This window comes from Oleiharenicola lentus, assembly GCF_051660365.1.
GTDB lineage: Bacteria > Verrucomicrobiota > Verrucomicrobiia > Opitutales > Opitutaceae > Lacunisphaera > Lacunisphaera lenta_A.
On record NZ_JBOZXB010000002.1, the window covers coordinates 378,184 to 401,250 of the forward strand.

The window sequence follows — 23,067 nt, forward strand, 5'->3', positions numbered from 1 at the left end:
GATTGAGTGCCCCGCGGGTTTGGTGCGTGCTGAAGCCATTCTATGAACTGGAAAGGCGTTATCCCGGCTATCACGACCAATCTTAATGCCGACCTTGCGGTCGATCACGCCGCGCTCGCGGCGCACTGTCGCTGGATGATTGAGAGCGGCTGTCGTGGCATCGTGTGCTGCGGTTCGCTCGGCGAAGCGGCGACGTTGAGTTTCGAGGAAAAGATCGCCGTCCTGCGCACCTGCGTCGCGGCGGTGGGTGAGCGTGCGCCGGTGGTGTTGGGCATTGCGTCGTTGAGCACGACGGAAGCGATCGCGATGGCCGAAGCCGCGGAGCAAGCGGGCGCGCAAGGCCTCATGGTCTTGCCGCCGTATGTGTATTCGACGGATTGGCGCGAAATGAAGGCGCATGTCAGCGCAGTGATCGGCGCGACGAAACTCTCGTGCATGCTTTATAACAACCCGCCGGCCTACAAAACGGATTTTCTGCCGGAGCAGATCGCCGAACTTGCGGATGAGCACGAGAATTTGCATGCGGTCAAAGAATCGAGCGGCGACACGCGGCGCGTCACTGCGATCCGCGCAGTGTTGGGGCGGCGTCTCGAGATCTTCGTCGGCATGGACGACGCGATCGTCGAAGGGATTTATGCCGGCGCGTCGGGTTGGATTGCGGGGCTCGTGAACGCGTTTCCGGCGGAGTCGGTGGCGTTGTTCGATTACGCGAGCCGCGGCGACAAGGTGCGCGCGGAAAAACTTTACGCGTGGTTCCTGCCATTGCTGCGTTTGGATACGGTGCCGAAATTTGTGCAGATAATCAAATGGGTGCAGGCGGAAGTGGGGCGCGGCACGCCTTACGTGCGCCCGCCGCGACTGGAAATCAGTGGCGCCGATCTCGACCACGCGCGCAAAGTGCTCACGACCGCGCAAAAACTTTACCCTTCACTTTAATGAAACCAGACGGCGGCTCCCTCATCGGCTTCGGCTCCAGCGGCATCGGCGGCGACACGTTCAAGGCGTTCGACCCGGCAAAAAACACGAGCATTGAACCGTCGTTTATCTCTGCGTCGTCGGATGATGTCGCGCGCGCCGTGCAACTCGCGACGGAAGCCGCGCCGGTGTGGGCGAAACTGCCGGGCGCCGATCGGAGGAAATTTCTCCATGCGATCGCGGCCAACCTCGAAGGGAAAATCGACGACCTTGTCGCCCGCGCGGTGCAGGAAACCGGTTTGCCGGAAGCACGTTTGAAAGGCGAAGTCGCGCGCACCGCCGGACAACTGCGCCTCTACGGCGACGCCGCGGCGACCGGCGACTGGCTCGATGTGCGCATCGAAACGGCGCTGCCTGATCGCAAACCGCTGCCCAAGCCCGACCACCGCTCAATGCTGCGCCCGATCGGGCCAGTCGTGGTGTTTGGTTCAAGTAATTTCCCTTTCGCCTATTCGGTCGCCGGTGGTGATACAGCGTCGGCGTTCGCCGCAGGTTGCCCGGTGATTGTGAAGGCGCATCCGGCGCACCCCGGCACGAGCGAAATTGTCGGCCGCTTGATTCTCCACGCGGTGCGTGACTGCGGATTGCCCGAAGGCACGTTCTCGCTGCTGTTCGACGGCGGTTTCGAGGTGGGGCAGGCGCTCGTGAAGCATCCGGCGGTTAAAGCCGTGGGCTTCACTGGCTCGGTGAAAGGGGGTCGCGCCTTGGTGGATCTCGCCGCGGCGCGCCCGGAGCCGATCCCGGTTTACGCGGAGATGGGGAGCATCAATCCGATTTTCATTTTGCCGGGAGCGATCGCGGAAAAAGGCACGGATATCCAGAATGGCCTGCACGCTTCGACGACCTTGGGCGTCGGCCAGTTTTGCACGAACCCCGGCGTAGTCGTGTTGGAAAAATCGGTCGCGGCAGAAAAATTTGTGAGCGATCTCGCGGCGAAATTACAAGCGACGCCAGAAGCGCCGATGCTGACCGCCGGCATCCGGAAAAATTTCACGGCGGGCACCAACGCGCGCGCGCACCAACCCGGAGTAAAAGTGATCGCCAACGCGCCGGCGCAAAGCGGCTGCGGCGCCGCGCCGGTGTGGTTCGAGACGAGCGCCTTGGATTTTCTTGGGAATCACGGACTGCTCGAAGAAATTTTTGGGCCGAGTTCGCTCGTGGTGTGGTGCAAAGACCGCGCTGAGATGCTGCAAGTCGCCCGTGCGATGGGGGGCAACCTTACGGCAATGTTGCACGCGGCCGCTGGCGAGGCGGACGAGGAATTACTCGCGGTGCTCGCCGACAAAGCCGGCCGCTTGATCTACAATGGTTTCTCGACCGGGCTCGAAGTGAGCCATGCGATTGTGCATTCAGGGCCTTATCCCGCGACGAGTGATGGCGGCCGCAGCACGTCGGTTGGCACGCGCGCACTCAATCGTTGGGCGCGATTGGTGTGTTATCAGAGTTTCCCTGAGACGTTGCTGCCGGCTGAGTTGAAAAATTCAAATCCGCTGAAGCTACGCCGGCTCGTGAATGGGGTGTGGTCGGATGGCGCGGTGGGCTAACGAAAATAAGAAAGGGTGGTTAGGGATAACCGCCCCTACCTCGGAGCTTCGGCGGAGACCGACGACCACCTTACGAATTCGGAGCGGGTGAATCTTCTTTCGGCGTTTCGACGCCGTAGAATTTTTCGCCGCGCACGATTTTCTCGCGGCCGTTTTCCATGCGCCACTTGTTGGTGTCGCGGAGGGAGTAGACGCAGCCGCAGTATTCCTGCTGATAAAATTCTTCGCGCTTGCTGATCTCGACCATGCGGTTCGCGCCGCCGCGTTTGCGCCAGTTGTAGGTCCAGTAGGTGATCCCCGGATATTTCGCCGCCGCGCGCACGCCGCTGCCGTTGATTTGATCCATGTCTTTCCAACGAGACAATCCGAGCGCGCTCACGAAAACCGGAAACCCATTTTCGTAGGCGTAGAGCGCGGTGCGCTCGAAACGCATATCGAAACACATCGTGCAACGCTCACCGCGTTCCGGCGACCACTCAAGGCCTTTGGCACGCGCGAACCAGTTGTCGGTGTCGTAATCCACGTCGACGAACGGAATGTTATGCTTCTCGGCGAAACGAATATTCTCTTGCTTGCGGAGTTCGTATTCGTCGCGCGGGTGGATGTTAGGGTTGTAGAAATAGATGGTGTATTCGATGCCGGAAGCGGTCATCGCTTCCATCACTTCACCGGAGCAGGGCGCGCAACAGGAATGCAGCAACACCTTGGTGGCGCCGCCGGGCACGTCGAGTTTGTCGCGAATGTAGTCCTGACTCATGGGTTGGGTTTTAGAAGCGCGGTGGGGCGCGTCAATAGTTGAGAAAATGAGGAACGGTGTGACGCCAAGGTAGGGGCGGTTATCCTTAACCGCCCTTTCAGTAAGGGCGCGCGCAAGGGCGGTGAGGGATAACCGCCCCTAGCTTCAGAGCTTGGCCGCGGCGTGACGCAACGCGCGTTGATACGCGGTGATGCCGGTGTCTTCCGAAGTGTCGCAAAGGATTTCCAAGGCAAGGCGTAGCGCGTCGGCGTGGTTGCCCTGCGCGTGCAAGGTGAGGGCGAGAAACGCGTCGAATTCGGCGTTGTCGGGAAACTGGAGTTTGCCCGAACGCAGCACGTCCGCGGAACGGTCGAGCTGGCCAAGCTGGCGCAGCGTCGAACCGAGTCCGATCATCGCACCCGACAATTCGTTGGGGGGCAGGCCGAGCGCGACGGCTTTTTCGTAATAAGGCAGCGCGTCGTTCATCCGCCCGAGCACATCGGCCGTCCACGCGAGTTGGTAATTGATCTCGGCCACGTGCGGGTAGCGCACGTCGAGTTTTTGGAGACGCGGGAAAATTTCTTCAAACTGGCCGTGCGCCCGCGCGCCGACGATCGCATCGAGTTCTTCTTTCCACGCGGGCAATTCTTCGGGCGGATTCATGAATTAGGAGAACCACAGATGGACACGGATGAACACAGATAAAAATCAGCTGCTCTATCTGTGTTTATTTGTGTCCATCTGTGGTTCAAATTACTTGGACAGGTCGCGGTAGAAATACGTCGTGCTGCAAAAACCGCCTTGGGGGTAGAGCGCGAAGTTCGGCACATCGCCGACCCGCACCCAACCGAGTTTTTCGTAGAGGCGGGCACCGTCACCGCCGGTCACGGCGTCGAGCACGAGGAGCGTTTTGTTTTCCGCGCGAGCGACGTCTTCGGCGGCGCGCATGAGTGCGGCCCCGAGTCCGCGACGGCGGGCGCGCGAATGCACGAGCATCTTGGCGAGGTCGGCGCGGTGCGGTTGGTTTTCGGGGAGATCGAAAATTAACTGCACGGTGCCGCAGATGCCTTGATCGTCTTCGGCGATGAGGAGTGCGCGTTTGCCCGCAGATGCGTCGTCAGCGACGCGCTGCCAGAAAGTGAGAGCGCGTTCGCGGGAGAACGGCAACATGAAGCTGACCGACGCGCCGTGCTCGACGCAGTCGATCAAAATGTCGGCGAGCGCGGCGATTTGCGCGGAGTCGGCGTGAGTGAGACGGCGAATGGACCAGTTCATATATAAAAAAGGCGAAGCAGCTGTGTGCTTCGCCTTTGAGTTGTTTAAGGCAGAGGTATTTCTTTGTCCTGCCAATCCCGCTTTTCGAGCTTAGGTTTATTTTCAGCCGGCGCATTGGTCGCCGTCGGCGCCACGGAGACTTTCTTTTCCGGCAAAGCACGCGTGGCGACCTCGTGTTTGAAGCGGGCGATGACGTCTTCGATCTTGAGCACGCCTTCGTCGCCTTTCGCACGCGAGCGCACGGACACGCTTTGGGCTTCGGCTTCTTTTTGGCCGAGGACGAGCGTGTAGGGCACCTTGTCGATTTCCGCGCGGCGGATTTTCGCGCCGAGTTTGTCGGAGTGGTTATCAAGCGTGACGCGGATGTCGGCGGCGAGGAGCTGCGTGTGCAGCGCCTTCGCGTAGTCGATGACCTTGTCGCTGATCGGCACGATGCGGACTTGCTCAGGCGCGAGCCAGAGCGGGAAGTCGCCGCCGAAGTGCTCGATGAGCACGCCGCAGAAACGTTCCATCGAGCCGAACGGCGCGCGGTGAATCATCACCGGACGATGCGCGACATTGTCGGCGCCGACGTAGGAAAGGTCGAAGCGCACCGGGAGCACATAGTCGACTTGCACGGTGCCGAGCTGCCACTCGCGGCCGATGACGTCCTTGATGACGAAATCGATCTTCGGGCCGTAGAACGCGGCCTCGCCGGGCTCTTCGGTGAACGGCACGCCGAGGGTCTTGGCGGCTTCGCGGCACGCGGCCTCGGCGAGATCCCATTTCTCAGGGTCGCCGGCGAACTTGTTGCCGTCGGGATCGCGCAGACCGACGCGCACGCGGTAGTCGGACATGCCGAGCGTGGTCAGCACGGTTTTCACGAGCGAAAGACAGCCCATGATTTCCGCCTGCACTTGTTCCGGCGTGCAGAAAAGGTGGGCGTCGTCCTGCGTGAAACCGCGGACGCGCGTCATGCCGTTGAGCTCGCCGGACTGTTCCCAGCGATACACGGTGCCGAACTCTGCGAGACGCACCGGCAGGTCACGGTAGGAGTGCGGCTGCGAGGCAAAGATCTTGATGTGATGCGGGCAGTTCATCGGCTTCAGCAGGAAGCCGTCGATGAGCTGGTCGTCGGGGAGGACGCGATCCTTGGTGATCGTTTCCTTGCCGGTGAGTTTGTTGACCTTCTCCGCGAGGTGGGCGGAGACGGCGTCGATGCGATTCGACATTTCCGCGCACGAGCAGCCGGAGGAAATCAACTGGTCGAGGAAGTCGCGCTCGACGACCGGCGGGAACTGCGAGTCCTTGTAGTAAGGAAAGTGACCAGAGGTTTTGTAGAGCGAGAGACGGCCGATGTGCGGCGTGAAGACTTGCGAGTAACCCTGCTTGCGCAATTCGCCGGAGATGAAGTCCTGCAATTGCTGGCGCAGGATCGAACCGTTCGGCGTCCAGAGGATGAGGCCCTGGCCGACATCTTCGTCAATGTGGAACAGCTTAAGTTCGCGACCGAGTTTGCGGTGGTCGCGGAGTTTCGCCTGCTCGAGTTGCGTGAGGTAGTTGGCTAGTTCTTCTTTCGTTGGGAAAGCGGTGCCGTAGATGCGCTGGAGCTGCTTGTTGGTTTCGTCGCCGCGGTGATACGCGCCGGCGATGGAGAGCAGTTTGACGGCTTTCAATTTCGCCGTGTAACGGATGTGCGAGCCGGCGCAGAGGTCGGTGAATTCGCCGTTCGTGTAGAAGGAAATTTTTTCGCCCTCGGGAATGTCCGCGAGACGGCCGAGTTTATAGCGTTCCTGGCCGCGCGACTTGATGATCTCGATGGCTTCCTCGCGGGAGACTTCCTTGCGGTCGAAGCGCTGGTTTTCCTCGGCGATCTTTTTCATCTCGGCTTCGAGCTTCACCAGATCGTCGGCGGTGAGTTTGTGCTCGAGGTCGATGTCGTAGTAGAAACCGGTGTCCGTAGGCGGACCGATGTCGAGTTTGGCGTCTGGAAACAGACGGAGGACGGCAGTCGCCAGCACGTGGGAAGCCGAGTGGCGGAGTTCTTCAAGCGGAGTCATCGACATGGTATATGTGGGTTGTGGCCTGCCTACGATTGCAGGGCCGGAGGTCAAATAACCGCGAGAACAAGCCCACCTGTCAAGGCGGAGGATTGTTCCCCAAGCGCTCTCTTAGCTTCTAATCCTCTACATCACGGCAGAGGTTATCCAGCTGCCGTGCGATAAGGTCTATTTGCGAAGGATTGAGCACGTTGCCCGGAGTGCGCGTGATCGCGCCATGAAGTTGCTTGTGGTTAAGGACGCTCACCATGCCGACACCTTTAGGCACAACATACCAACCCGGCAGCACGAGCAGCGGTTTTGCCGGCACCGTAATACCTGTCATTTTGGTCACCCATTCCGATAGCCAACCGGCCCGGCTCTCCGCTTGTTGGAGACCGAAACTGTCCTCAGTCCATGGCCAAACTAATTGTCGCCCGTCGTAAGTAACTTTGTGCGCTTCGAAACCAGGACGAGCGCGACCTTTGCGTCGGGTTTTATAAGCATGAGCAAACTCGTGCGACGTGACCAACGCAGTCAACGTTTCGACTGGCACGTTCATGTTTGTTGCGAAAAGAGCAATTGGCATCCAGTAGATCTCAATTTTGACATTCTCCGGTTCGTAAGATCCTAAGATATCACTGTTGATGCGGTTGAGGTGTTTTAGAAGTGGATGCTGTTCTAGTTTACCGAGGGTATTCTGAAACAAGCGCGACGCTGATTCTAATTGGGAGGCGGTTTGATTTTCAGGGTTTAGGCCTAGCCAATTTTGAATAGCGGGCAGGTTTTCTTTAAACGTCTGGTTCACTTCAATCGCAGAGAGTATCTGAGACTGATGAAGTATTAGCTTTGGTATTCTGCAATCGCATATTCACTGGCTCTGGTTCGTCACCAAATGTAGCAAATTTAAATCAGATTTTCGCTACACCCCCGAATCCGTCTTTGATACGTTCCCTTGGCCCCAATCGCCTACGAAGAGGGCAATGCTAGCGGTCGCCCATGCTGGCCGCGAAGTCCGCCGCATCCGCAATGAGACTTTACCGACACTCGATGGTGGCCTGCGCGAACTTTACCGCACCCTCGAACTCCCGGGCGCCAACCCGCTTAAGACCGCCCACACCGCCCTCGATGCCGCCGTGCTCGCGGCCTACAGTTTTCACCCCAGCAAGGATCTCCTCGCCCAACTCCTCACACTCAACAAGGACGTCGCTGCCCGAATTAAAAAGGGCGAGGCGGTAACACCACCCGGTCTCCCGCTGACCGGCAAGGACCGCACTGGATATATTACCCCTGACTGCATCAAGCCTGTCACAGAATGAATGCGTTGAAAAATCTAAAGAGCAGTTCCCAGTGAGCCCAAGTATGGAGCCTACATCCGATTCAAGAGATGGTTTTGTGAGAAACCATGTTTCTGTTAGGGAGCTCAAAAAACTTCTACTTAACAAAGATCCGTCTTTTGAAACACGCATTAGAACAACGGTTAGCTTAATTCGAAACACGGCCCACGAAATTTTAAAGGAAGAGACTGCACTTAAGTTAGGATGGGACGAGATTCGAAAGACAATTAAGCTTTCTACGTCGGACGGATTGCCAGCGGAAATTGCTAGGATCTTAAGCGAGGAATCTGATCCCGCGATTCTTCAGTTATAATCATCGGAAAATGCGAAGCACTGCAGGGCATCACCCGGACGAATCAGTTTATCGACAAAGACGAAAATGGGACGTTTGGTGACACGGGAGCAGGCGAGAAAACGTGGTAACTTTTCTACGGTTTCAATTAGCTCGCGACGTGAACGCCAGTGCAGCCACCAGCGTTCCAGCTGATCTTCATGCGCGCTTTCGGATTCGTGCTCTGCGTCGGCCTTCTCGTGGATTTTTGGGAGCACGGTGTGCGTGATGTGATTGAAAGCTCCGGAGTAGTGGCGCGCTTCCAAGATATTCATCGCACCAAAGTCGATGACTGCTCTTTCAGGCGAACCATCGCCCTTGAGTAACTCGCGGCCTATCAAGTAGGGGAAAATGACCTCTTGGCTAGATTTGTCTTTTTCGCAGATCGTGTCGGCCGCTGCTAACGAAAGGACGAAGCCTTTTGCGCCAGGAGTAACGCCCTGAGAAACCACATAGTGGCTGGTGGAATAAGTTAAGGGAACCGCGCCGCTCACGTCGGTCTGATCGCTGAGCGCGGAATTGATGCGCTCCACGTCGCGGTAGGTGAGATCGAACTCCTTGGAGGCAGGGCCGTTAGCGCTTTTTTTCCGCGGCTTGCCTATTGTGCTCTCCACTTTTGACCAGAGGCGACATTTCGCGGGGAGGAGAGACTTATCCTGCGTCTTTACCCAGTTGGCGATGGAGACGTGGACGTTGGCCTCGCCGCTCCACGGTTGGTTATCTACGGCATCGATGATGGTGCCGTCCTTCGCGATGCGGTCGAGGCCGCCGACGCGGGAGGCGTTGTTGCGGATATTTTGGGTGCCGACGAGGCCGGCACGGCCGGCGACGGGATCGGTGGGAGTGCAGGCTGGTAGGTGGTCGTGGGCGCGGCGAAACCAGTAAACACAAAAGTCGGCCATGCCTGGCACGTCCGAGTAAGCGGTGCGGAGGCGGTTGACGTAGTCGGGGCCAAGCTCGGGCTTGAGTATCTTGGCGCCAAGGAAGGGCGGGTTGCCGATGATGACATCGACCGCGGGCCAGGCGGCGCGGACGGCAGCGCCGTCAGGAGCAGTGGCGAGAAGGGCGTCTGCACAGCGGAACTGGCGGTCGAGGTTATCGAGGGGCAGGGCGGGCTCGGTGATGTGCAGCTCGTCGATGGCGAGCTTGCGGGCGATCATCATGGTGACCTTGGCGAGTTCGACGGCAAAAGGATTGATGTCGAGGCCGTGGAAGTTTTGCGCGGAGAGGTAGGACATGCGCATCTGCCCGCCTTCAGCCTTGGAGGAATAGCCTTCGAGTTTCTCGTAGATGAGGGCCTCAAGGCGCTTTAGCTCTCGGTAAGCGACGTAGAGAAAGTTGCCGGAACCGCAGGCGGGATCCAGCACGCGGAAATGCTGGATGCGGTGGAGAAGATCGCCGAGACGTTTGGCGGTCTTGGCGGATTCTATCTGTTCGCGCCAGGGGTCCACGATGGTGGGGCCGACGATCTTCATGATGTCCGCCGGGTGGGTGAAGTGTGCGCCGGAGGCGTGGCGTTCTTTGTCGCCGAGAGTGTGTTCGAAGACTGCGCCGAAGATCTCAGGCTGCACCTTGGACCAGTCGCTCTTGGCGCATTCGCGGAGGAGAACAATCTCGGGGCCGGTGAGTTCGATCCGGGCGGGCTCGGCGAAGAGGCCACCATTGAAATAGGGCACGCCCTTGAAGCGTCCACCGGGGATGCCGGTGGGGGTATTCATGGCGGTGAAGAGGCCGCCGATTAGGTCGAAGGCAGTGTCGTCGGTGCATTCGTCTAGGAGACGAGCTAAGAAGTATTTTTCCAGAAGCCCGATGTCCTCGGCAAAGAGGGCGACGAGCATTTGCAAGGTGAAGCGCTGGGCGAGCGGCTGGGCGACACCGCGCTTGCGGAATTTGTTGTAGCACGCGGCGAGTTTGTCGGCGGCCTCGCGAGTGACAGCGACGTGGTCGTTGTCGAAAATAGGGCGGGGCTGACCGGGCTGGAGAAAGGCAAGAGGGCCGTAGCTGTCGGCGAGGGTTTCGAGCTTTGCCTTTCCAACAGGCGTATCCATCTGGGTCTCGAAGTCGTAAACCCAGAACTCATCGAAGTTACAAAGGACGGCATAGCGGGGGCGCCCTGGAACAAGTCGTGTCCAATAGTCGAAAGCTTGGCGATAGTGGCGGGTGAGCTTCTCTCCGCGCTTTTTCATTTCGATTAAAACAACGGGCTTCCAGACATAATCGGCGAAGCTGGTGCCACCACCGTCTTCCTTGGGCTTGCGAACGCGAAATTCAGGGGTGCCACCGACATCGAGGGAGCCAGAATGGCCGAAGGCTTGAAAGAGCCGGTCGATGAATATCTGGGCTTGGCCTTTTTCATCACCGGTGATGTGGGTTTTAGCCCACATCGAAAATGATTTTAACGCGTCGGATCGAGTAGAGGTGCTCGGAGAAGCGGTCATGGACTTGGGTAAGATGGAAAGGCAGCAGGCTATAATGGCTGCAAATAGCGTTCAATTAAAGGTCTGCGAAAAGAGCAGCGCGGTTGCGGTGGTGTGCCAAGCGGAAACGCGAGCAAACTAGTTGCGGGACCAAGATGATATTCGGCCCGCTCGGAGATCGGGCCCTACCGATGATGCGTGGCGTAAAATAAAAGGCCCCGTTTCTTTCGAAAGCGGAGCCTTTGGTTTTAACTTTTTGAACAGGTTACTTCGATGCGAGGTCGAAGCGGTCGAGGTTCATGACTTTGGTCCAGGCGGCGACGAAGTCGGTGACGAACTTCTTTTCCGAGTCGGCGCTGCCGTAGACTTCGGCGACGGCGCGGAGGATCGAGTTTGATCCGAAGATCAAATCGAAGCGCGTGGCGCTCCACTTGAGCGCGCCGGTTTTGCGGTCGCGGCCTTCGAAGAGCGAACGGTCGGGCGAGATCGCTTTCCATTCGGTGCCCATGTCGAGGACGTTTACGAAGAAGTCATTGGTGAGGAGTTCGCGGCGGTGCGTGAGCACGCCGAGTTGCACGCCGCCAACGTTGGCGTTGAGCACGCGCAGGCCGCCGAGCAACACGGTCATCTCGGGAGCGGTGAGCGTGAGCAGTTGCGCTTTGTCGATGAGCAATGCTTCCGCGGGCACCGTAAAGCGGCCCTTGATGAAACTGCGGAAACCGTCGGCGATCGGTTCGAGCGCGGCGAAAGATTCGACGTCGGTTTGCTCGGCGGTGGCATCGACGCGGCCGGGTGTGAACGGCACGACGACGTCGTGGCCGGCGCCTTTCGCGGCGCGTTCCACGCCGACGCTGCCGGCGAGGACGATGAGATCGGCGAGCGAGACTTGCGCGCCGCCGGCGGCCTTGGCGTTGAAGGATTGTTGAATGCCTTCGAGTGTGGCGAGAACCTTGGCGAGTTGTGCGGGTTGGTTGATCGCCCAGTCTTTTTGCGGAGCGAGGCGGATGCGCGCGCCGTTGGCGCCGCCGCGTTTGTCGGAGCCGCGGAACGTCGAGGCCGAGGCCCACGCGGTCGAGACGAGTTGCGAGGTCGACAGGCCGGACGCAGCGATTTGTTTCTTCAACGCGGCGATGTCGGCGTCGGTGATGACGGTCGTCGGTGCGGCGGGCAGCGGGTCCTGCCAGAGCAAGTTTTCCGACGGCACTTCCGGTCCGAGGTAACGGGCTTTGGGGCCCATGTCGCGGTGCGTGAGTTTGAACCATGCGCGCGCGAAGGCGTCGGCGAATTGGTCGGGATTTTCGAGGAAGCGGCGCGAGATTTTTTCGTAGGCGGGATCGAAGCGCAGCGCGAGGTCGGTCGTGAGCATGGCGGGCGCGATCTTCTTCGACGCGTCGTGGGCGTGCGGGATCGTGCCGGCGCCGGCGTCGCCCTTGGGTTTCCATTGCTGGGCACCGGCGGGACTCTTCGTGAGTTCCCACTCGAAGCCGAAGAGGTTTTGGAAAAAGCCATTGCCCCACTGGGTGGGCGTGCTGGTCCAGGTGACTTCGAGACCGCTGGTGATCGTGTCGGCGCCCTTGCCGGTGCCGAAACGGTTGTGCCAGCCGAAGCCCTGGGCCTCGATGCCGGCGGCTTCCGGTTCCTTGTCGACGTGGCTCGACGCGGCGGCGCCGTGGGTCTTGCCGAAGGTGTGACCGCCGGCGATGAGCGCGACGGTTTCTTCGTCGTTCATGGCCATGCGGCCGAAGGTGTCGCGGATGTCGCGCGCCGAGGCGAGAGGATCGGGCTTCCCGTCCGGGCCCTCGGGGTTGACGTAAATCAGGCCCATCTGCACGGCGGCGAGCGGGGTCTCAAGATCGCGGGTGTGCGGAACTTCGCTGTTGTCGTCGGAGACGGTCACGCCGCCGGCTTTGGCGACACCGGGCGAGCCCTGCGAGTAACGAACGTCGCCGGCGAGCCAGGTCTTTTCCTTGCCCCAATACACGTCTTGATCGGGCTCCCAGGTGTCTTCGCGGCCGCCGGCGAAGCCGAAGGTTTTAAAGCCCATCGTTTCGAGCGCGACGTTGCCGGTGAGGATCATGAGGTCGGCCCACGAAATCTTGCGGCCGTATTTTTGTTTGATCGGCCAGAGGAGACGGCGCGCTTTGTCGAGGCTGACGTTGTCCGGCCAGCTGTTTAGCGGGGAGAAACGTTGCTGACCGCGACCGCCGCCGCCGCGTCCGTCGCCGGTGCGGTAAGTGCCGGCGCTGTGCCACGCCATGCGGATGAAGAGCGGGCCGTAGTGTCCGAAATCGGCCGGCCACCAGTCCTGCGAATCCGTCATGAGCGCCGCGAGGTCTTTTTTCAGCGCGGCGTAGTCGAGGGTTTTGAATTCGGCGGCGTAGTCGAAACTCTGGCCCATCGGGTCGGACTTGGTCGAGTGCTGGTGGAGCAGTTCGACCTTCAAGCGGTTCGGCCACCAATCCTGATCGGTGGTGCTGCCACCGGCGGAATGGTTGAACGGACCGGTGGGAGCGCTGGTCGCGCCACCGGCGGCGGAGCCATGATTAAACGGGCATTTGCCTTCGGAGGAGGTGTGGGAGGAGGACATGGGTGGGTGGGAGTTGGGAGATGGGAGTTGGGAGATGGAAGATGGAGATCGGGCTGAAAAGTGGCGGGTAGTGGGTAGCGCGTAGCGGGTGAAAAGAGGGTGAGAGGTTCGGGGGAGAAAGATTAAGAGTAAGAGAAAGAGGGAAGATTTGGGGGACGTGCTGAGTGCGTTTACTTTTTCTTTGCGGCGCGGCGGCAGTCGGGGCAGGTGCCCCAGTAGATGACTTCGGCTTCGTCGATTTCGAAACCGTGTTTTTTGTTCGCGTGCAGGCAGGGAGACTCGCCGACCGCGCAATCGACGTCGGCGGTCTTGCCACACGCGCGGCAGATCACGTGGTGGTGATTGTCGCCGACGCGATCTTCGTAGAGGGCGGGAGAACCGGCGGGTTGGATGCGGCGAATGAGGCCCTGCGTCTCTAGCATCCCGAGGATGTCGTAAACCGCCTGGCGGGAAATCGCGCCCAGATGATCGCGCGCGGCCGTCGCGATGATGTCGGCCGTGCCGTGCGGTTGATCGCGGAGCGCGTGCATGACGGCCAGCCGCTGGGCGGTGACGGCCACGCCTTTTTCGCGCAAGAGTTGTTCCGGATCCTTCAGGCGTTCGAGCGTTGAGGAGTTTTGGACTCAGTCAAGAACTTGGATTGGGCTAATTCTTTTCGTCACAGAGGCAGAGGAGGGCACACGGAGTTCACGGAGGAATAATCGATTTGTTAATTAACCACGCCCGAGGGGCGTTAGCGCCGTTGTGCCCTACGTCACCCGGTGTTTGTCCTAGGTTTCAGATAAAACCTTGGCAAAGGATAACGGCCCCTACCGCCGGCCCGCTCGGAGAGCGGGCCCTACCATAATGCGTCCGGAGAACCGGATTTATTTTTTTGCGGGCTCGAGTGAGTAGCCGTCTTTGCGATCGAGCATGGTCCAGCCGGCGGCGGAGATTTCTTTGCGCAAGGTGTCGGCGGCGGCGAAGTCTTTGGCTTTTTTCGCGGCCCAGCGCTTCTCGGCGAGCGCGGTGATTTCTGCGGGAGTTTCCGTGGTGACGGTCGCGGTTGCTTTCAGGTCGAGACCGAGCGCGAAGATCGCGCGGTCGAACGACGCGGCGTCGACTTCGCCCGAGCGGCGGTTGACGACGGTGAACAAGGCGCCGAGCGCGCCGGGAGTGTTGAGGTCTTCGTGCAACGCGTGGAGCACGGGGCCGAAGGCGTCGTGCGAGGCGGTGCTGCTGTCTAACAATGTTGCACGGAATTCGCGCAGGGTTTTCAGCGCGCTTTCGGCGGCGTGCAGCGAATCGAGCGTGAAGTTGAGTTGCTTGCGCGGGTGACCGGCGAGCAGTGCGTAGCGCAGCGCCATTGGCGAAAAGCCTTTCGCGATGAGGTCTTCGAGCGTGTAGAGATTGCCGAGCGATTTGCTCATCTTCTTGCCGTCGACGAGCAAGTGTTCGCTGTGATACCAGTGCTTGGCGAATTGCGTGCCGTTGCAGCATTCGCTCTGGGCGATTTCGTTTTCGTGGTGCGGGAAAAGTAAATCCACGCCGCCGGTGTGCAGGTCGATCGTGTCGCCGAGATGCTTTTTGCTCATCGCGCTGCACTCGATGTGCCAGCCGGGACGACCGCGGCCCCACGGGGATTCCCACGCGTTCGCGCCGTCATCGGGCTTGTGCGCTTTCCACAAGGCGAAGTCGCTGACGTCTTCTTTTTCGTCGGCATCGGCGGCTTGCGATTTGTTGGAAGGGGCGGCGTTGGCCTGGAGTTCGCGTTCCTTCACGCGCGAAAGTTTTCCGTAGCCGTCGAACGAATTGACTTTGAAATACACGGAGCCGTCGGCGGCGCGGTAGGCGTTTCCTTTCTGCATGAGCACTTCGATCATATCGACTTGCTCGACGATGTGGCCGGTGGCGGTGGGCTCGACGTGCGGGCGCAGGCAGTTCAGCGCGTCGCAGTCGGCGTGAAATTTTTCGGTCCACTGTTTCGTGACATCGGCGAGCGGCCGGCCTTCGTCGCGGGCGCGCTTGATGGTCTTGTCGTCGACGTCGGTGAGATTGCGGACGTGTTTCACCTTGGCGGCGCCGAATTCGAGTTCGAGCAGGCGGCGCACGACATCGTTGACGACGAAGGTGCGAAAATTGCCGATGTGCGCGGGCGCATAAACCGTCGGGCCGCAGTTATAAAAACGGAAAACGCCGTCGGGATGCGAGGGTTGCAGTTCGCGCGAGGCGCGGGTGAGAGAATCGTGGAGCCGGATGGGCATGGAGGTGTTTTTTTAACCGCTAATCTTCGCTAATTGGCGCTAATAAGAGACGGAGTTTCCATATTTATTTTCAAGATTAGCGTGAATTAGCGCGAATTAGCGGTTTAATGCCGGGTCTAGTCCCACCATGGCCAAGCACTTCAAACTCGATTTATCTCAACGTCCTCGTCGGTTGCGTCGCACGGCGGGGCGACGGGCATTGGTCGCGGAAACGGTGGTGCGCGCGCAGGATTTGATCGCGCCGCTGTTTGTGATCGATGGGAAGGGCGCGCCTGAGCCGATTTCGTCGATGCCCGGCGTGGCGCGATTTAATATCACCGATCTCGTGGAAGAGTGCCGCGAACTTTACGCGTTGGGCGTGTTGGCGGTGGCGTTGTTTCCGAAGTTGGATGCGAAGTTGAAAGACGAACTCGGCACGCAAGCGCTCAACAAGAAGACGCTCATTCTGCGGGCGGTGCGCGCGGTGAAAGCGGCGCTGCCGGAGTTGACGGTCATCACGGATGTCGCGCTCGATCCTTACACGAGTCATGGCCACGATGGCGTGCTCAACGCGGCGAAAGATGACGTCGATAACGACCGCACGGTGGCGATCCTTTGTGAGATGGCGATTTTGCAGGCGGAGGCGGGCGTGGATTTTGTGGCGCCTTCGGACATGATGGACGGGCGCGTGGGCGCGGTGCGCAAGGCGCTCGATGCGGCGGGTTACACGGACGTGGGCATTCTCGCTTACTCCGCGAAATATAATTCGGCGTATTACGGGCCGTTTCGCGAAGCGGTGGGCAGTGCGCAGGCGGCCGGCACGCGGTTGTTGAGCAAGGCGACTTACCAGATGAATCCGGCGAATCGTCGCGAGGCGTTGCACGAGGTGTTACTCGATGTGGAGGAAGGCGCGGACATCGTGATGGTGAAACCCGCGGGATTGTATTTGGACATCATTCGCGAAGTGCGCGATGCGGTGGAGTGTCCGGTGGCGGCGTATCAGATTTCCGGCGAATATGCGCAGATTCACGCCGCGGCAAAACTCGGCTGGCTCGATCTGGTGCGCAGTCGCGATGAATCGTTGCTCGCGATCAAGCGCGCGGGGGCGGATTTGATTCTGACGTATTTCGCGAAAGATGTGGCGAAGGCGCTGGGGAAAAGTTGAAAGCTGAGAAGGTGAAAGTTGAAAGCAGCAGATATCTGAAAGCTGCCATCACTTTAGGACGGAATAGTTTTTCCGCAGAGGATTCGCGAAGCGGGTAGGGGCCGTTATCCTTAACGGCCCTTGGCTTTCTAACATCGAACAGGGCGGTTAGCACCGTTCCAGTCTCCTGACTGGCCGGTATTTGTCCGGATCCTTCGCCAGGCAAAGGATAACCGCCCCTACCTAAAACGCGGCCCGCCCGGAGGTCGGGCCCACCCGTTAAGGCACCTCAGAATGCTGAGCGCGGGACTTGGATCGAATCACCGGGGAAGAGCAGGGGGTCTTGCTCGGGCTGGCGTTGGGCGAGCTTCACGTCGAAGTCGTAGGCTTTGCGATCGCGGGTGAGATTCACGCGAGTTTCTTTGGCGTAGAGACTGAAGCCGCCGGCGGACTGCACGGCTTTCGAAAGGGTCAGATCGGGTGACCAGACGATGCGACCGGGGCGTTGAACTTCGCCGCCGATGTAGATGTAACGTTCGGTGACGTTCACCGAAACATCGAGCGTGGTGTAATATTTTTTCGCGATGTAAGCATCACGGATGCTTTGGGAAAGTTCGGCGGTCGTGAGGCCGGCAGCGGTGACCGCACCGATGTATTGCAGGCGAATGAAACCCTGTTCGTCGATCTGCACGTTGCTGTTGAGCGGCTCGGGAATGCCGAGCAACGAAACCATCATGGTATCGCCGGGGCGCAGTTGCGCGGAGGTCGACGGAGCGGCCACGCGGGGATTCGAACCTCCGGGGGCGATCGTGTTATCGGTGGTGCAACCCGCAAGCGTGAGTGCAGCGAGAACTGCGAGAATGGAGAACGAACGAAGCGAAGCCATGCGGGTGATCCGTAAGTGAGCGAATCCCCGCATCGTAGCAACAAACGTTTTAACCGCGACCGCGTTTGCCGCGGCTGGGTTTCTCGTCTTCTTCGTCGTCGGAGTCCTTCTTCTTGTCGTCGTCGTCACCATCCTCGTCTTCGTCCTCGTCGTCGGAGTCCTTCTTCTTGCCGTCCTCGTCGTCGGAGTCCTCATCTTCGTCTTCATCCCATTTGAGGGAGGAGTCGCCTTTGAGTTTCTCTTCTTCGCTGTCGTCGACTTCGGGCAAATCGTCTTCCTCGTCTTCGGCGGACACTTTTTCGCGCTCGTCGTCATCGTCGCCGTGGCCGGCGGGCATGAAGTCGAGGATCGAGGTGATTTCCTGGAAGAGGTGAACGGCTTTGCCTTCGATGAAGTCGCTGTTCTGCGCTTCACGGAGTTGGTCTTCGACTTCGTCGACGGTAAGCTTCTCTTCGAAATCGAGGAGATCGTTGAGGAGTTTCACGCGGAGGCGCGTGATGTGGTCGAGGAAGTCGGCGTAAGGCCCGTTCTCTTCGTCGATGACGTCAGGCAGAGCGAAAAGTTTTTCTTCGGACTCCATGAGCGGCTGCTTGGTGCGCGCGAGGCGAACCTTGCCCTTGCCGAGATCTTTCGTGATGCGAAACGGAATGAACGCGCGCTCGAAAAGATCGGAGTCGAAACCGTATTCGCGCAACGGCTCGATGAGCTCAATGATGTGATCGACCTGGCGGGGATCGATGATGCTCAGGCCGTCGACGTCCCAGTGCACGGGATCGCTAATTTCGTCGACCCACCAGTTGTGGTCTTCGCCGAGTCGAACAATGCACCATTCCAATTGAGGGGATCCTTTTGCCATGTGTGTCAGATTTGCAGGGACGAAAACGGGCGGGTTCAGGCCTTGTCAAATACTGAAACGCAGAATGTTGGAAAATTTTTCAGAAAGCGGTTTCCGCCTGAAAAACGCGGGCGCACAGTGGGTGCGACCGAACAAATAACAAGGCCAAAACTTTTGCCGGATTTTCTCCGGTGGGCGCTTGTAAGTTGTCGGCCCGTTGCCACAGTGCGCGGTTTATGGGTTGGCTCTATCGAAATGTCTGCAAACCGGCGCTCTTCCGCCTCGACGCGGAGCACGCGCATGAAATCGGCGTCGATGCGCTGGCCGCACTGGGACGCTTTCGCCCGTTGTGCGCGTTGATGGAAAAAATAAATCAACTGCCGGCTTCGCTCTACAAACCCGTCGAGTGTTTCGGTCTGAAATTTCCGAATGCAGTCGGGCTCGCGGCAGGCTTTGATAAAAATGGTCGCGCATGGCCGGCGGCGGCGGCGCTAGGATTTGGTCACGTGGAAATCGGCACGGTCACTTTGCATGCGCAGCCGGGCAATCCGCGTCCGCGCGCGTTTCGTTATCCGGAAGCCGAAGGCGTGATCAATCGCATGGGCTTCAATAACGGCGGGGCCGCCGCGCTCGCGAAACGGTTGTCGAAACAGACGAGCGCAGGGCAGCGGAAAATTCCGCTCGGGATTAATTTGGGAAAAAGCAAAGTCACCACGCTCGACAAAGCGCAGGAAGATTATCTCGGGAGCTTTCGTCTGCTCGCGGATCACGCGGATTACGTCGTGGTGAATGTGAGCAGCCCCAACACACCGGGCCTGCGCGAATTGCAGGATGCGTCGTGGTTGCAGCCATTGCTCGCGGCGCTCGTGGCGGAAAATCAATCGCGCGTCGCGGCGGGAAAAACGCGCCGGCCATTGTTGTTGAAAATCGCGCCTGATTTAAATTTCGCGCAAATCGACGCCGCGCTCGGCGTGATCGCCGATCTCAAGCTCGACGGCGTCATTGCGACCAATACGACGCTCGCTCGTCCGGGAAGTTTGTCGGCGGTGAACGAAGCCGGCGGCTTGAGTGGCCGGCCGGTGCAGAAGCGTTCGACGGAGATTATTAATTATATTGCGCGCACCACGAACGGACGGCTGCCGATTATCGGCGTGGGCGGGATTATGGACGAAGCGGGTGCTGGCGAAAAACTCGATGCCGGCGCCACGCTCGTGCAGTTGTATACCGGATTGATTTATCGCGGGCCGTTTTTTGCGCGCGAGATCGCGTATGCGCTCGCGGCGGGGCAGCGCCGCTGAAGTGTGAGATGGAGGCGGGGCCATCAGCCCGCGGTTGTCCGGTTGCGAGCGTGCGCTCGCGGGGCTGAAGGCCCCACGGCCACGTTTGGTAATTTTAAATCACCCAATCGCCGGCGTCGGCGAGCAGCTCTTCCTTGCTCCGGCGCGGGCGGATGACGAGATCGTCACCTTTATAGTAAGCGATGCTGTTCGCAGGCACGGACTCGAGCAGCCAGACGTTACCGCCGATCACCGAGTGTGAACCGATCCTGGTCTCGCCGCCGAGAATCGTAGCGTGCGCGTAGATTGTGACATTGTCGCCGATGTCGGGGTGGCGCTTGGTGCCTTTGACGGGATGACCCGAGGAATCGACCTCGAACGATTTCGCGCCGAGCGTGACACCTTGGTAAAGTTTTACGCGATCGCCGATGGTTGCGCTTTCGCCGATGACGACACCGACGCAGTGATCGATAAAGAAGTGCGTGCCGATCGTCGCACCGGGGTGAATATCGACGCCGGTGCGTTCGTGACCGTATTCGGTAATCATGCGCGGCAGGAGCGGCACGCCGAGTTCGTAAAGAACGTGCGCGATGCGCTGGAGGGAAATCGCGAGCACGCAAGGATACGCGACGATGATCTCTTCAACGCTGCGCGCGGCGGGATCGCCTTCGTAAGCCGCCACCACATCCGTTTGCACGATGCGACGAATTCCTGGGAGTTTTGAAAGTAGCTCGGTCGCGAGCATCCGCGCAGTGGCGGCGGGAGAGGGGTTTTTCGCGAAGCGCAGGCTTTTTTCGATTTCGGTCGTCAGGCGCTGATCGATTTTGCCGAGCAGATCATCGAGCCAGGCGGGCACATCTTTGCGGGCGAGCGCGGTTTGTTCGAAATAGCCCGGAAAGAGCACGTGCATGAAATTGCGAGCGAGTTCGGTGACGCTTTCCTGCGACGGCAGGTTGACCCCATCGAGGTGATTGATGCCGCCGTCCCGGGCGTAAGACTCGAGGAGGGCCTGCTTGATGGCGTCGGAATTCATGCGGGTGAGGTCAGGCGGACAACATCTGCGAAAATCCCCTGCGGTCAAACGCCTTGCAGCGGGTTTTGGGTCATACCTGCTGCTAAAACCGGCCTTTCGGCCCCGTTCTTTGGAAAACTATTTGGTGCTCGGGACAGGACTCGAACCTGCACGCCTTACGGCACACGCACCTCAAACGTGTGTGTCTACCAATTCCACCACCCGAGCGTTTTCCAAAGAGGAGGGGCGAATTAGGTAAATCCATTCCGACTTGTAAAGCCCCGAAATGCGCTTGCGTCATTGTTTCATCTCGGAGCACACTTTTGCTTTCCCGCGCATTTGACTGATGTCGCGGAACACCAAGCCTTCATAAGACTCATACCGGGTAGCCACACCCGTTTTTTTTCCGCCCTTTCATGGACGACTCCACGCCTGCTAAAGAAACCAACGACTCCGGTTTGAACAAAATCGATCTGAGCCAGTTGCAAGCCTTCAACTTCGGAACCCAATGGACCGAGGTGAAACCTGTGTCCCCCGGCCGTCGCGATCGCGACGGTGATCGTGGTGACCGCCCGCCTCGTCGCGATGACGATCGTGGAGCGCCTCAGCGTGACCGTCGTGCGTTCCGCAAGCCGGTGGGTCCGGCCCCAGCGGGCGGCCCGTCTGGCGCGCCTGCTTATCAAGGCCAAGGCCCGCGCGGTGACGGCGCTGCGCCGCAAGGCGACAACCGTCGCTTCGATCGCCGTGAAGGCGGTGGCGGCCCGCGTCGTGATTTCCAAGGTGGGGACCGCCGCGACGGTGGTGATCGTCGTGATGGCGGTGGACAGCAATTCGATCGCGGCCCCTACATCAGCCCGTATTTTGTCGCCACGTGCTATCCGGAGGACACTGGATTTGCCGCGATGGTGAAAGCCGTGCGCGCGTCGTGCCGCACGTATCAACTTTTCGAAATCACCAAAGCGGTGCTCGAAAAAAATGATCGTTTCGTCGTAGTCGTGCAGCGCACGAAACCCGGCCGCCCTGAACAACGTGGTCCGCAAACTGGCGAAGCGGCGCAAGCCCGCCCCGCTGCGGAGAAGACCGCGCCGATCTACATGTCGCTGCCGGATCATCTCCCGTTCGACACGGAAGATGCCGCGATCCAACACGTGTTGAGCAACAATCTCGGCGCATTCTTCGACACTGAGGAAGTGATCATCGACGCGCCAAAGGGAAATTTCCCAATCATTAATAAGTGCAGCATCACGGGCGAATTGCTCGGGCCGCCTAATTATCATCGTTACCAGCAGATCCTCCAACAGCACCACGCTGCGAAGCTTGGCCGCATGCCATTCGATCGTTTCCGCGAGAGCATCGTTTCGGTGCGCGAACCGGAAGTGGCCCAACAATGGTTGGAGAAGATGAAGAAGACCACGCGCTACACGTGGAAAACTCCGGGTGCTAAACCCGCCGCCGCGGCTCCGGTTGAAACCGCGCCTGTTGCTGAAACCGCTGCAGTCGATGCCGCGACGCCCGCGCCCGAATCAACTGAGGTTGCCACTCCGGCCGCGGAGGCACCTGCCGCCGCTCCGGCTGCTCCGGTGATCAGCTTCGATAACATCGAAGAGGCTCGCCTGCACCTGATGGCTCACGCTCGCGATAAAGTCGTGCGTGCCGTCGAGAACGTGCGTTTCCATGGCAAGCTCATCGAAAAACTTCCGCAGGGCGAAATCCGCCGTGCGCTCGAGGGCCACGTGGAGCGTCAACGTCGCTTCCCGCTCGATACAGCGAACGCCCTGCGCGGTCGCCTGCGTCGCGAAGGTTTCACGATCTTCAAGAAAGGTTCGCGCGGCGTCTCCTATGTCTGCGCCGTGAAGCGTCGCTTCCGCGTCCCCGGCCAAGTGTTTTCCGAGACCATCAGCGCGCTCATCGACTTCATCGAGAAGCACCCGATGGTGCACGTGAAAGATCTGCCGAAAGCGTTTTTCAATATCGAAGTTCCTGCGGCGGTGGTCGCGGCTCCTCAAGCCGAAGGCGCGGCTCCCGCACCTTCGCAGGCTCCGTTTGCGGCGTTGCCGGCCGATCAGGCCGAGAAATTGCGCAAGATGGGCAACGATCTCCGCTGGCTCGTGATGGAAGGTTACGTCACGGAATTCTCCGACGGTAAACTCTTCGCTCCTCCGCCGATGGCTCCGCAAGCGGCCAAGAAGGCTGAATCCGGCGAAGAAGAACACGATCCGGTTGATTTCCCTGAAGCCGTCGCGCCAGTGGTCGCTGCGGCGACTCCCGCTGAAGCCCCGGCTCCTGAACAACCGGCTTCTGAAGAACCTGCGGCGACTCCTGCGGCGAGCGAACCGGCGGCTGCTGAGCCAGTCGCTGAATCCGCACCGGCGTCGGAAGAAAAAAAGCCTGACGCTCCGCAGAGCTAAAAAAATCAGCCCGCTCAATTCGAGCGGGCTTTTTTTGCGCTGATTTTCAGGACGCAAAAAATC

At 59.6% G+C, this 23,067-nt stretch carries 18 protein-coding genes, 1 tRNA gene and 1 pseudogene; 7 read left to right on the forward strand and 13 right to left on the reverse strand.

Going from position 1 to position 23,067, the window contains the following annotated elements:
• The first annotated feature begins 42 nt into the window (after positions 1 to 42).
• Positions 43 to 936 carry a dihydrodipicolinate synthase family protein gene (locus tag ACRRQW_RS16270; protein WP_438482655.1) on the forward strand — a complete coding sequence of 298 codons (894 nt, stop codon included), beginning with the start codon at positions 43 to 45 and terminating at the stop codon, positions 934 to 936.
• The gene (locus ACRRQW_RS16275; RefSeq protein WP_438482656.1) at positions 936 to 2,519 is read left to right on the forward strand and encodes an aldehyde dehydrogenase (NADP(+)); all 1,584 of its coding nucleotides are present in this window, start codon (positions 936 to 938) and stop codon (positions 2,517 to 2,519) included. Before ACRRQW_RS16270 ends, ACRRQW_RS16275 begins: the two co-directional genes overlap by 1 nt.
• A 70-nt stretch (positions 2,520 to 2,589) precedes the next feature.
• Here the strand turns inward: ACRRQW_RS16275 and ACRRQW_RS16280 are convergent, their stop codons facing one another.
• The 5 genes from ACRRQW_RS16280 to ACRRQW_RS16300 form a co-directional block, all read right to left on the reverse strand.
• The gene (locus ACRRQW_RS16280) at positions 2,590 to 3,276 is read right to left on the reverse strand and encodes an epoxyqueuosine reductase QueH (RefSeq protein WP_438482657.1); all 687 of its coding nucleotides are present in this window, start codon (positions 3,274 to 3,276) and stop codon (positions 2,590 to 2,592) included.
• Between the two features lie 144 nt (positions 3,277 to 3,420).
• A complete protein-coding gene (locus ACRRQW_RS16285; RefSeq protein WP_438482658.1) occupies positions 3,421 to 3,918 on the reverse strand; it encodes a tetratricopeptide repeat protein in 498 nt (165 codons plus the stop codon).
• 90 nt (positions 3,919 to 4,008) lie between these two features.
• Complete coding sequence (locus ACRRQW_RS16290) at positions 4,009 to 4,530, reverse strand: GNAT family N-acetyltransferase (protein ID WP_438482659.1); 522 nt, start codon at positions 4,528 to 4,530, stop codon at positions 4,009 to 4,011.
• A 44-nt stretch (positions 4,531 to 4,574) separates the two neighbouring features.
• Entirely contained in the window at positions 4,575 to 6,575 is a 2,001-nt protein-coding gene (gene thrS, locus ACRRQW_RS16295; protein WP_438482660.1) for a threonine--tRNA ligase, read from the reverse strand.
• Positions 6,576 to 6,687: 112 nt separating this feature from the next.
• Positions 6,688 to 7,356, reverse strand: a complete 669-nt coding sequence (locus tag ACRRQW_RS16300) for a hypothetical protein (protein WP_438482661.1) — start codon at positions 7,354 to 7,356, stop codon at positions 6,688 to 6,690.
• 49 nt (positions 7,357 to 7,405) lie between these two features.
• Between ACRRQW_RS16300 and ACRRQW_RS16305 the strand changes: the two are divergent.
• Positions 7,406 to 7,501: pseudogene (locus ACRRQW_RS16305) on the forward strand (hypothetical protein); the annotation flags it as partial.
• Positions 7,502 to 7,531: 30 nt separating this feature from the next.
• The gene (locus tag ACRRQW_RS16310) at positions 7,532 to 7,867 is read left to right on the forward strand and encodes a hypothetical protein (protein ID WP_438482662.1); all 336 of its coding nucleotides are present in this window, start codon (positions 7,532 to 7,534) and stop codon (positions 7,865 to 7,867) included.
• A 321-nt stretch (positions 7,868 to 8,188) separates the two neighbouring features.
• On the opposite strand, the gene ACRRQW_RS16315 is transcribed toward ACRRQW_RS16310, so the two are convergent.
• From ACRRQW_RS16315 to cysS, 4 genes are all read right to left on the reverse strand, one after another.
• On the reverse strand, positions 8,189 to 10,654 hold the full coding sequence (locus ACRRQW_RS16315) for a DNA methyltransferase (RefSeq protein WP_438482663.1): 2,466 nt from the start codon (positions 10,652 to 10,654) through the stop codon (positions 8,189 to 8,191).
• A gap of 244 nt (positions 10,655 to 10,898) precedes the next feature.
• On the reverse strand, positions 10,899 to 13,220 hold the full coding sequence (katG, locus tag ACRRQW_RS16320) for a catalase/peroxidase HPI (protein WP_438482664.1): 2,322 nt from the start codon (positions 13,218 to 13,220) through the stop codon (positions 10,899 to 10,901).
• A gap of 170 nt (positions 13,221 to 13,390) precedes the next feature.
• Positions 13,391 to 13,780: a Fur family transcriptional regulator gene (locus ACRRQW_RS16325; protein WP_438482665.1), complete on the reverse strand. Its 390-nt coding sequence runs from the start codon at positions 13,778 to 13,780 to the stop codon at positions 13,391 to 13,393.
• 306 nt (positions 13,781 to 14,086) lie between these two features.
• On the reverse strand, positions 14,087 to 15,463 hold the full coding sequence (cysS, locus tag ACRRQW_RS16330) for a cysteine--tRNA ligase (RefSeq protein WP_438482666.1): 1,377 nt from the start codon (positions 15,461 to 15,463) through the stop codon (positions 14,087 to 14,089).
• Positions 15,464 to 15,590: 127 nt separating this feature from the next.
• Here cysS and hemB point away from each other — a divergent pair, with 127 nt between their 5' ends.
• Positions 15,591 to 16,607, forward strand: a complete 1,017-nt coding sequence (gene hemB / locus ACRRQW_RS16335) for a porphobilinogen synthase (protein WP_438482667.1) — start codon at positions 15,591 to 15,593, stop codon at positions 16,605 to 16,607.
• Positions 16,608 to 16,875: 268 nt separating this feature from the next.
• On the opposite strand, the gene ACRRQW_RS16340 is transcribed toward hemB, so the two are convergent.
• Positions 16,876 to 17,472 (reverse strand): polysaccharide biosynthesis/export family protein, encoded by a 597-nt coding sequence (locus ACRRQW_RS16340; protein WP_438482668.1) that lies wholly within the window; start codon positions 17,470 to 17,472, stop codon positions 16,876 to 16,878.
• A gap of 49 nt (positions 17,473 to 17,521) precedes the next feature.
• Positions 17,522 to 18,328: a hypothetical protein gene (locus ACRRQW_RS16345; protein WP_438482669.1), complete on the reverse strand. Its 807-nt coding sequence runs from the start codon at positions 18,326 to 18,328 to the stop codon at positions 17,522 to 17,524.
• A gap of 215 nt (positions 18,329 to 18,543) precedes the next feature.
• Here ACRRQW_RS16345 and ACRRQW_RS16350 point away from each other — a divergent pair, with 215 nt between their 5' ends.
• A complete protein-coding gene (locus tag ACRRQW_RS16350; protein ID WP_438482670.1) occupies positions 18,544 to 19,605 on the forward strand; it encodes a quinone-dependent dihydroorotate dehydrogenase in 1,062 nt (353 codons plus the stop codon).
• A gap of 94 nt (positions 19,606 to 19,699) precedes the next feature.
• Here the strand turns inward: ACRRQW_RS16350 and epsC are convergent, their stop codons facing one another.
• Both epsC and ACRRQW_RS16360 read right to left on the reverse strand, forming a co-directional pair.
• Complete coding sequence (gene epsC / locus ACRRQW_RS16355; protein WP_438482671.1) at positions 19,700 to 20,617, reverse strand: serine O-acetyltransferase EpsC; 918 nt, start codon at positions 20,615 to 20,617, stop codon at positions 19,700 to 19,702.
• A gap of 122 nt (positions 20,618 to 20,739) precedes the next feature.
• Positions 20,740 to 20,824: transfer RNA gene (locus tag ACRRQW_RS16360), tRNA-Leu, on the reverse strand.
• Positions 20,825 to 21,012: 188 nt separating this feature from the next.
• On the opposite strand from ACRRQW_RS16360, the gene ACRRQW_RS16365 reads away from it, so the two are divergent.
• Entirely contained in the window at positions 21,013 to 23,004 is a 1,992-nt protein-coding gene (locus tag ACRRQW_RS16365) for a hypothetical protein (RefSeq protein WP_438482672.1), read from the forward strand.
• Positions 23,005 to 23,067: the final 63 nt, after the last annotated feature.

Coding starts and splice junctions, on each gene's coding strand:
- ACRRQW_RS16365 (WP_438482672.1), top strand. CDS start 21,013: ATGGACGACTCCACGCCTGCTAAAGAAACCAACGACTCCGGTTTGAAC.
- thrS (WP_438482660.1), bottom strand. CDS start 6,575: ATGTCGATGACTCCGCTTGAAGAACTCCGCCACTCGGCTTCCCACGTG.
- ACRRQW_RS16290 (WP_438482659.1), bottom strand. CDS start 4,530: ATGAACTGGTCCATTCGCCGTCTCACTCACGCCGACTCCGCGCAAATC.
- ACRRQW_RS16285 (WP_438482658.1), bottom strand. CDS start 3,918: ATGAATCCGCCCGAAGAATTGCCCGCGTGGAAAGAAGAACTCGATGCG.
- ACRRQW_RS16350 (WP_438482670.1), top strand. CDS start 18,544: ATGGGTTGGCTCTATCGAAATGTCTGCAAACCGGCGCTCTTCCGCCTC.
- cysS (WP_438482666.1), bottom strand. CDS start 15,463: ATGCCCATCCGGCTCCACGATTCTCTCACCCGCGCCTCGCGCGAACTG.
- epsC (WP_438482671.1), bottom strand. CDS start 20,617: ATGAATTCCGACGCCATCAAGCAGGCCCTCCTCGAGTCTTACGCCCGG.
- katG (WP_438482664.1), bottom strand. CDS start 13,220: ATGTCCTCCTCCCACACCTCCTCCGAAGGCAAATGCCCGTTTAATCAT.
- ACRRQW_RS16315 (WP_438482663.1), bottom strand. CDS start 10,654: ATGACCGCTTCTCCGAGCACCTCTACTCGATCCGACGCGTTAAAATCA.
- ACRRQW_RS16270 (WP_438482655.1), top strand. CDS start 43: ATGAACTGGAAAGGCGTTATCCCGGCTATCACGACCAATCTTAATGCC.
- ACRRQW_RS16345 (WP_438482669.1), bottom strand. CDS start 18,328: ATGGCAAAAGGATCCCCTCAATTGGAATGGTGCATTGTTCGACTCGGC.
- ACRRQW_RS16275 (WP_438482656.1), top strand. CDS start 936: ATGAAACCAGACGGCGGCTCCCTCATCGGCTTCGGCTCCAGCGGCATC.
- hemB (WP_438482667.1), top strand. CDS start 15,591: ATGGCCAAGCACTTCAAACTCGATTTATCTCAACGTCCTCGTCGGTTG.
- ACRRQW_RS16310 (WP_438482662.1), top strand. CDS start 7,532: ATGCTAGCGGTCGCCCATGCTGGCCGCGAAGTCCGCCGCATCCGCAAT.
- ACRRQW_RS16340 (WP_438482668.1), bottom strand. CDS start 17,472: ATGGCTTCGCTTCGTTCGTTCTCCATTCTCGCAGTTCTCGCTGCACTC.
- ACRRQW_RS16280 (WP_438482657.1), bottom strand. CDS start 3,276: ATGAGTCAGGACTACATTCGCGACAAACTCGACGTGCCCGGCGGCGCC.